Origin of the sequence: Cytobacillus eiseniae, from assembly GCF_017874625.1 — a bacterium.
GTDB lineage: Bacteria > Bacillota > Bacilli > Bacillales > Cytobacillaceae > Cytobacillus > Cytobacillus eiseniae.
In genome coordinates, this window is sequence record NZ_JAGIKZ010000033.1 from 26,346 (window position 1) to 33,431 (window position 7,086).

Below are 7,086 nucleotides of genomic sequence, written 5' to 3' on the forward strand. Positions count from 1 at the left end.
TCCGATAGGAGTTGAATGCCAATCTTAAACAAGTTATAAAATTGGGTAGGGACAATTCGTATTGTTACCTGCTCATTTTTTAATATCAGGGACACGTTCATCCTTAGGTTTTGTTGGGCTGTACAAATAATTCTCATTTTAAATTTCGATAAAATAAATTTATTTTTAAGCTACCGTCAGAAACCTGTCTGCTTTTGTCGAAGGGTTTGATGAAAAACAGACCAGGAGGAAACAGCCCATGAAAATTAAAAAATCACTCATAAGCGGTGCAGCAGCATCCGTATTACTTCTTTCTACATTAGGAACAAGCGCGTATGCTAATGAACTGATCACAATTGATGCAGAAGAAATCGGTGGTGTAAACGACGAAGAAATAGTGGTAGAAGAGAATATAGCTAATGAAGAAACTACTGTAGATGATGAAACTTCAGAGGAAGTTGAAACAGAGAAAAAGGCAACAGAAGAAAAGGTTCAAGAGCAAGAAGAGGCACCAGCTTTAGTTCCAGGAGATTTCTTTTATTTTGTCAAAATTATGATGGAAAAAGTACGACTTGCTGTTACATTTGATGATTACAAGGAAGCTCGTCTGTTAGCTCATTTTGCTGCTGAGCGTATTGCTGAAGCAAATTCATTGCTTGCAGAAGGAAAAGCTGATGAGGCAACGGCACTCATAGAAGAAGCAATTAATATTCAAAAGAAAGCTACTGATAGTTTAGGAGAATCAGAAGAAATCGCTGATGATGAAACAGAAGTGATAGAGGAAGCTACTGATGAAACAGCAGTAACTGAAGATCAGGCAGCTGAAGAAGTACCAGCAGAACCAACAGAAGGCGAAGACATTGCAGCAAAAGATGAAGTAGAAGTGAAGCTTGCTCACAACATTGATGCATTAGCTGCAGCATTATCACATGTTAAAAACCCTAAAGCACAATTAGCATTGAAGAAAAATATACAAAAGTCTTTTGCGAAATTAGACAAGAAACTGGCGAAGCTCGAAGCAAAAGCAGGAAAATTCGCAGCTAAAACGATTGAAGATGATGAAAGTGTAGAGGAAAAACCAGCAATCGTTACTGAAACGATGCCAACAGTAGAAGCTCCAGTAAAAAAGGCAACAAAGGAAACAGCAGTTGGGGAAGTCGTCATTGATATAGAAGAAGGAAAAGAGAAAGTAGAAGAAGCTGTAACAAACGATCATGTTAAGACTGTTGTTGCACCAGGGTTAGCAAAGAAGGAAGCAGCAAAGGCTAAGGCGGCAGAAAAGCGTGCTGAGGGAAAGGCAAAGGCTATTGCTAAAAAGCACGAAAAGCGAGTTGATAAACAACAACACGCAAATGTAAAGAAACATAACGGTCATAATAAAGGTGCAGAAAATAAGAAAAACCATGGAAAAGGAAACGAATAATACCTTTCAGTAAACCTAGTGCTCCGAGTGCTAGGTTTCCTTTTTTGCCTAGTTGTTTAGGGAGTATATTTAGTGTTTAAACGATGTGTCTTTTTTACTAATAGGGCCGATTGTGGAGAAATTTAAAACTTGTAGCAAAGCAGATGATTTTGTGAAGAACTTTTCCTTAAAAATGAGGGACGTATTTCTTATTTCTTTGCATCTTGTGCGGAAATCCCTCGTCTATATATGATGAAAAATGGTATATTTAGAAATAAATGAAACACCAAGAATTTAATATTTGAGATCTTTATTGATTAGCAGAATAACTCGGATCTAAACCAAAAGGAAGTGAAACGATGTTTTTCTTAACACGTGAACGACAGGAAGTATTCAACGCAGCACATACCTATCCGTTTGGGGAATCATTTGATGCTGATATTGCTGAACATTTATATGAACAATTAACCGAATTTATAGATGTCTTCCCGCAAAAGTTTCAGTCGGGAATTATTGAACAAACTTTATTTCGAAATGACACATTAATGAACGAATTTGAAGAATGGTGCAATGTGACAATTGAGCAGTTCAGAACGAAGAGTCATGCTATTTATGAAAAGCGTGAAGCAATTGTTGAACACTTTCATGCGACTGCACGAACCGTTTTTTCAAAGTCCTTTCATGACGGGGAAATTTTAAATGCTGAGCAACAAGGAAACAAGTTTATGTTTCTATTAGATATGAGTGGAGGGTTTATGGAGGAGTCCATTGTACAGTTAGTTTTTCATGATGCACAAACAGAGGGCATTCTTGAAGGCTTTTACATATATGACGAGCTATTAACAACCGAAGCTGGATTTGCATTACGCGTTTTATCAAGCTATGGCAGTCCTTATGCGGAGTGGACGATTTTCTTCAAAGATGTCACAGCAAATGCCTTATATCGTCCTGCGGTTTATATTGAACCGGGAGAAATCGCTACGTGGGATGAGTATGTTGCTGCGCTAAACTCAAATGATACATTCTATATTGTCAAAGATATGCGCTTTGTAGAAATTGATTTCGCTAGTCTTTCGCAAACGGAAAATGGGATTTTTGCTGGAGGGCTATTACTAGGTGGTACTTTTGAGGAGGCAAGGGAGCGAATTTATTGCGCTACGTATGAAGATCCATATGCTCATTTAAGTGAGCCGATTCCGACGGATGAGTTGTTATCTGCTATGTTTGATGAAGATCAAAATCTACGAGTACGTGCATTCAACACAATCTTTGCACTAGGAGAGAGTGCAGCATATATCGTTAATGAGGCATTACGTAAAGTGGAGATAAGCACAGATGAGAATATGTATTTTAGCATTATAGCAAGCCATTTTCATCAACTCGGTTGTTTAGAGGATGATGTAAAACTGAAATGGCTTAGGGAATTAGAATAAGCCGTTTATTTATATATTAAGCGGGTATTGCTTGAGAATGGTTGAATCATGAATTGTTTCTATTATTCCATAAAAGGGCGTGTAGAGAAAAAATCCTCTTCTCTACACACCAAATTTTTTTAAATTAAAAATCAAAATTATCCGGGTCTGGGCCTACACGATGATTTTCATTTAATCCATCGATGATTTCCATTTCCTCTTTCGTCAATTCAAAATCAAACACATTCGCATTTTCAATAATGCGGTGCTCTTTTGTTGATTTTGGAATCGTCACAACCTCGTTTTGCAAGTCCCAGCGCAAAATAACTTGGGCAACTGTTTTAGTATGCTTGTTTGCAATTTCCTGTAATACTTCGTGATCTAGTAACTGACCTTGCATTAATGGTGACCATGCTTCCAGCTGGATTCCTTGATCTTGGCAAAATGCTTGCAGCTCTTTTTGAGTTAATCGCGGATGGTATTCGACTTGATTGACCATCGGCTTAATTTCAGCATCCTTCAACAAATCTTCTAAATGATGAATTTGAAAATTACTTACTCCGATTGCTTTTACTCGGCCTTCTTTATAAAGTGTTTCTAACGCTCTCCAAGCATCCTTGTATTTTCCTGCAACTGGCCAATGAATCAAATATAAATCTAAATAATCTAAGCCCAGTTTCTTTAAGCTCGTTTCATAAGCAGCAATTGTTGATTCATATCCTAAATCCGTGTTCCAAACCTTTGAAGTAACAAATAGCTCTTCTCTTGAAATACCTGCTTCTTTCAAACCTTCTTGTATCCCTTTACCGACGCCTTCTTCATTTTTATAAATCGCTGCAGTGTCCACACTGCGGTATCCATGTGTAATCGCTGTTTTTACCGCGTTCACTAATTCAGGACCTTCCTCGACTTTAAAAACGCCAATTCCAAACCAAGGCATTTTGACCCCATTATGCAAAGTTGTTGTATCTTGTAAATTATTGACCATCATTTTTTAAACCTCCAATATTTTATTTGCTTGATCTTTTCGTTCTAAAGCTCTGCTAATTCCAGTTAAGATTGCGGCAGTCAAAACCATAAGTGCTCCGATCCAAGACGTATGGATAAGTCCGATAGAGTCTGTAATTAGACCGCCTAAATAAGAGCCAATTGCAATCCCAGCATTAAATGCAGCAATATTTATTGCCGATGCCACATCAACCGCACGGGGGACAAAGCGCTCAGCCAGCATCACAACATATACTTGTAAGCCTGGCACATTCATAAATGCGAACAGCCCCATCAATAGAATCGTAATTAATCCACTGATTTTATATGGTGCGGTAAACATTAAAATAAATAAGACGAATGCTTGTACAATAAACATATAGAATAATGCACCAATTGGATTTTGATTCGACAACTTTCCGCCAACCATATTCCCAATTGCAATCGCCATTCCATAAGCTAATAAAATCACAGCCACAGTTCCTTCTTTAAACCCCGTAATGTCCTGAAGCAGTGGGGATAAAAAGGTAAATACAACAAAGGTTCCGCCATACCCTAATGCTGTAATGATAAATAAAAGCAGTAGCTGTCCATTTGTTACAAGCTTAAGCTGATCACGAAAGGTTGTTTTTACTCCTCTTCGCAAATCAGATGGAACAAGAAGGCTATTGGCAATTAAGGCAATGATCCCAATGATTACAATGGTTATAAAGGCGGTTCGCCAACCTAGCTGCTGACCAATAAAGGTTCCAAATGGAACACCCGTTACTGTAGCGACGGTAAGACCTGTAAACATAATTGAAATCGCACTAGCTCTGCGGTTTTCTGGGACTAAATCAGCAGCTATTGTCGATCCTATTGACATGAACAGTCCATGTGAAAATGCTGAAATCACACGTGCTACTAGCAATAACCCAATTGTCGTAGAGAAGGCAGCAAGCGTATTGCCGATAATAAAGACAATCATAATCCATAGTAATAGTATCTTACGTGACATTCTAGATGTCAAAGCTGTCAAAATAGGTGCCCCGAGCGTTACCCCTAATGCATATAAAGAAACAGTCAATCCTGCCGTAGTAACTGGAATACTTAAATCATTTGCAATAAGAGGAAGCAGCCCGACACTAATAAATTCAGTCGTTCCAATTGCAAAAGCACTAACTGCTAAAGCAAGCAATGCAAACGTGCTTTGCTTTTTACTTAAAGCCATTTTCGCTCCTCCTGTTTTCTGTGATGTAAAATAGAAACTTTCTTTTCAGCGAATGATAAATTATGAAAGAAAGTATAGTATGAATCTGCCGGCAAATGTTATTATGTGATATATCATTCATAAAGAAAAGTACGTACTTTTAAGTAATATAGAAACCAAAAAGTAATATAGGAACCTTTTAGTGCCTATATGATGGAGGAGAAAAAGATGCAAAAAAAGAAATACAATATCTCTGTGGAAGCGACATTAGAAGTCATCGGTGGAAAGTGGAAATGTGTAATTCTTTGCCATCTGACTCACGGAAAAAAACGAACAAATGAATTAAAGCGCCTCATGCCAAATATTACACAAAAAATGCTCACTCAACAGCTGCGCGAGCTTGAAGAGGACGGGGTTATCAATCGAATCGTGTACAATCAAATCCCGCCAAAAGTAGAATACGAGCTTAGCGAATATGGACAAAGCTTAGAAAGCATTCTAAATTTACTATGTGCTTGGGGTGAAACCCATTTAACGAGGGTATACGGGGATAAATTTTCTGTTTTAGAAGATAGTGTGTTAAATGAACAGCTTAAGTGAGGGGATTCGGAGTTTCGATCTTTAGTTTGAATAACGACTTTTTCCATTTGGAGGAACCGAATAGGTCCGGTTTGTTCCCGCATCGGTTCCGACTCACTTCGAACGGGCACAAATAATTGGTCATGAATGGAGAGCATGATGCAGCCGATACCTTAAAAATAGAGGGTGGAATCGGCTGTTTTTTTATGAGCTTTTTGTATAGAGTGTAGTAGTTATGGTTTCCTTCTTCAAATACCAGGAACTTTTGTTTCAATTTGGGTTAAGGTGTAATCGGCTCGATTTATAAGCAAAATATAATAATAATGCTTAATAAATTGGAGGACATTTCTCATGAATCTCTTAAAAAAGTTCTTTACTAGCAGCACGAAAACAGCCAGCAAGAAGCTGGTTGCAGTGTATGTTTGCTTTCGTGCACTTGCTATTTTTATGCTGATCAATCAGTTAATCATGCTGAGATGGGGGGATGCATTGATTCTTGTGCTGACACTCGTTTTATTTGCGATCCCACATCTTGTGGAACGAGTATTTAAAATTGAAATTCCCAACTTGTTGGAACTGATTATCCTCTTATTTATTTTTAGTTCAACAGTTCTCGGCGAGCTGAGCGATTTTTACGGGTATTTCAAAATTTGGGATACAGCCCTACATACGCTTAATGGCTTTCTAGCTGCAGGTGTCGGTTTTTCACTTGTCTATCTGTTAAATAAAAATGCCGAGGGGATAAAATTGAGTCCATTGTTTCTTGCGATCGTCACTTTCTGTTTTTCTATGACCGTTGGCGTTATGTGGGAGTTTTTTGAATACTCCGCAGACCGCTGGTTGAATCTCGATATGCAGAAAGACCGAATGGTTCAGCAAATTAACAGTGTAAGTATCGGTGTAGAAAAAAATGATGTTGCTCATATTGGGAATATAGGGCGCACAATTATTGAAAGCAAAGACGATTCAGGAAAGCGGCTTGAAACCGTTATTGATGGGGGATATCTTGATATCGGAATTATTGATACTATGAAGGATTTATATGTTAATCTGCTTGGTGCGATTGTCTTCAGTGTGTTTGGTTTTTTATACGCTCATCATGACGAGAAAAAATATCGGTTTGTTCGGAACTTCATACCTAGAAAAAAAGAATAAAAGGTGATTATTAACAAAGTGGAAGGAGGGAGTAATCATATTTTTTTAACAAATAACCACAAACTTTTTTTACATCGGAAAAAAGATACTTCACGGGGCGTTGATCTAAAGAGGATTCACGCCTTTTTTCGATTAGTGCGATTAGGTTAAACCATCCGAATGGATAATAGACGGAAAATTTCCGCTTATTTCGAAATTTTTAATAAAAAGGGCCTAAATAAGCGGAAAAACTCCGCCTATTGCTTCGAAAAAGCTAAAAATGGAGGATTTTTCATTGAATAAGCGGAAAAATTCCGCTTCGTATTATAAGGTCAGCCAGATATTTCTGGTTGACCATTTTTTATATGGTTTTATTATTACGGTAGCCGGGGTAGAACGTAATT

General features: G+C 37.8%; 6 protein-coding genes. 4 read left to right on the forward strand and 2 right to left on the reverse strand.

Annotation, left to right across the window (positions count from 1 at the left end; genetic code table 11):
- Nucleotides 1-238: 238 nt before the first annotated feature.
- Both J2Z40_RS17895 and J2Z40_RS17900 read left to right on the forward strand, forming a co-directional pair.
- Entirely contained in the window at nucleotides 239-1,402 is a 1,164-nt protein-coding gene (locus J2Z40_RS17895; RefSeq protein ID WP_066392125.1) for a DUF5667 domain-containing protein, read from the forward strand.
- A gap of 338 nt (nucleotides 1,403-1,740) precedes the next feature.
- Nucleotides 1,741-2,814, forward strand: a complete 1,074-nt coding sequence (locus J2Z40_RS17900; RefSeq protein WP_066392127.1) for a DUF4085 family protein — start codon at nucleotides 1,741-1,743, stop codon at nucleotides 2,812-2,814.
- Between the two features lie 124 nt (nucleotides 2,815-2,938).
- On the opposite strand, the gene J2Z40_RS17905 is transcribed toward J2Z40_RS17900, so the two are convergent.
- Complete coding sequence (locus J2Z40_RS17905; RefSeq protein ID WP_066399122.1) at nucleotides 2,939-3,781, reverse strand: aldo/keto reductase; 843 nt, start codon at nucleotides 3,779-3,781, stop codon at nucleotides 2,939-2,941.
- Nucleotides 3,782-3,787: 6 nt separating this feature from the next.
- The gene (locus J2Z40_RS17910; RefSeq protein ID WP_066392133.1) at nucleotides 3,788-4,990 is read right to left on the reverse strand and encodes an MFS transporter; all 1,203 of its coding nucleotides are present in this window, start codon (nucleotides 4,988-4,990) and stop codon (nucleotides 3,788-3,790) included.
- A 207-nt stretch (nucleotides 4,991-5,197) separates the two neighbouring features.
- On the opposite strand from J2Z40_RS17910, the gene J2Z40_RS17915 reads away from it, so the two are divergent.
- Nucleotides 5,198-5,569 carry a winged helix-turn-helix transcriptional regulator gene (locus J2Z40_RS17915; protein WP_066392136.1) on the forward strand — a complete coding sequence of 124 codons (372 nt, stop codon included), beginning with the start codon at nucleotides 5,198-5,200 and terminating at the stop codon, nucleotides 5,567-5,569.
- A gap of 330 nt (nucleotides 5,570-5,899) precedes the next feature.
- The gene (locus tag J2Z40_RS17920) at nucleotides 5,900-6,703 is read left to right on the forward strand and encodes a DUF2238 domain-containing protein (RefSeq protein WP_066392138.1); all 804 of its coding nucleotides are present in this window, start codon (nucleotides 5,900-5,902) and stop codon (nucleotides 6,701-6,703) included.
- Nucleotides 6,704-7,086 lie beyond the last annotated feature (383 nt).

Excerpts from the sequence above, each read along its gene's own strand:
- J2Z40_RS17895 (WP_066392125.1), top strand. The coding sequence starts at position 239 with ATGAAAATTAAAAAATCACTCATAAGCGGTGCAGCAGCATCCGTATTA.
- J2Z40_RS17900 (WP_066392127.1), top strand. The coding sequence starts at position 1,741 with ATGTTTTTCTTAACACGTGAACGACAGGAAGTATTCAACGCAGCACAT.
- J2Z40_RS17905 (WP_066399122.1), bottom strand. The coding sequence starts at position 3,781 with ATGGTCAATAATTTACAAGATACAACAACTTTGCATAATGGGGTCAAA.
- J2Z40_RS17910 (WP_066392133.1), bottom strand. The coding sequence starts at position 4,990 with ATGGCTTTAAGTAAAAAGCAAAGCACGTTTGCATTGCTTGCTTTAGCA.
- J2Z40_RS17915 (WP_066392136.1), top strand. The coding sequence starts at position 5,198 with ATGCAAAAAAAGAAATACAATATCTCTGTGGAAGCGACATTAGAAGTC.
- J2Z40_RS17920 (WP_066392138.1), top strand. The coding sequence starts at position 5,900 with ATGAATCTCTTAAAAAAGTTCTTTACTAGCAGCACGAAAACAGCCAGC.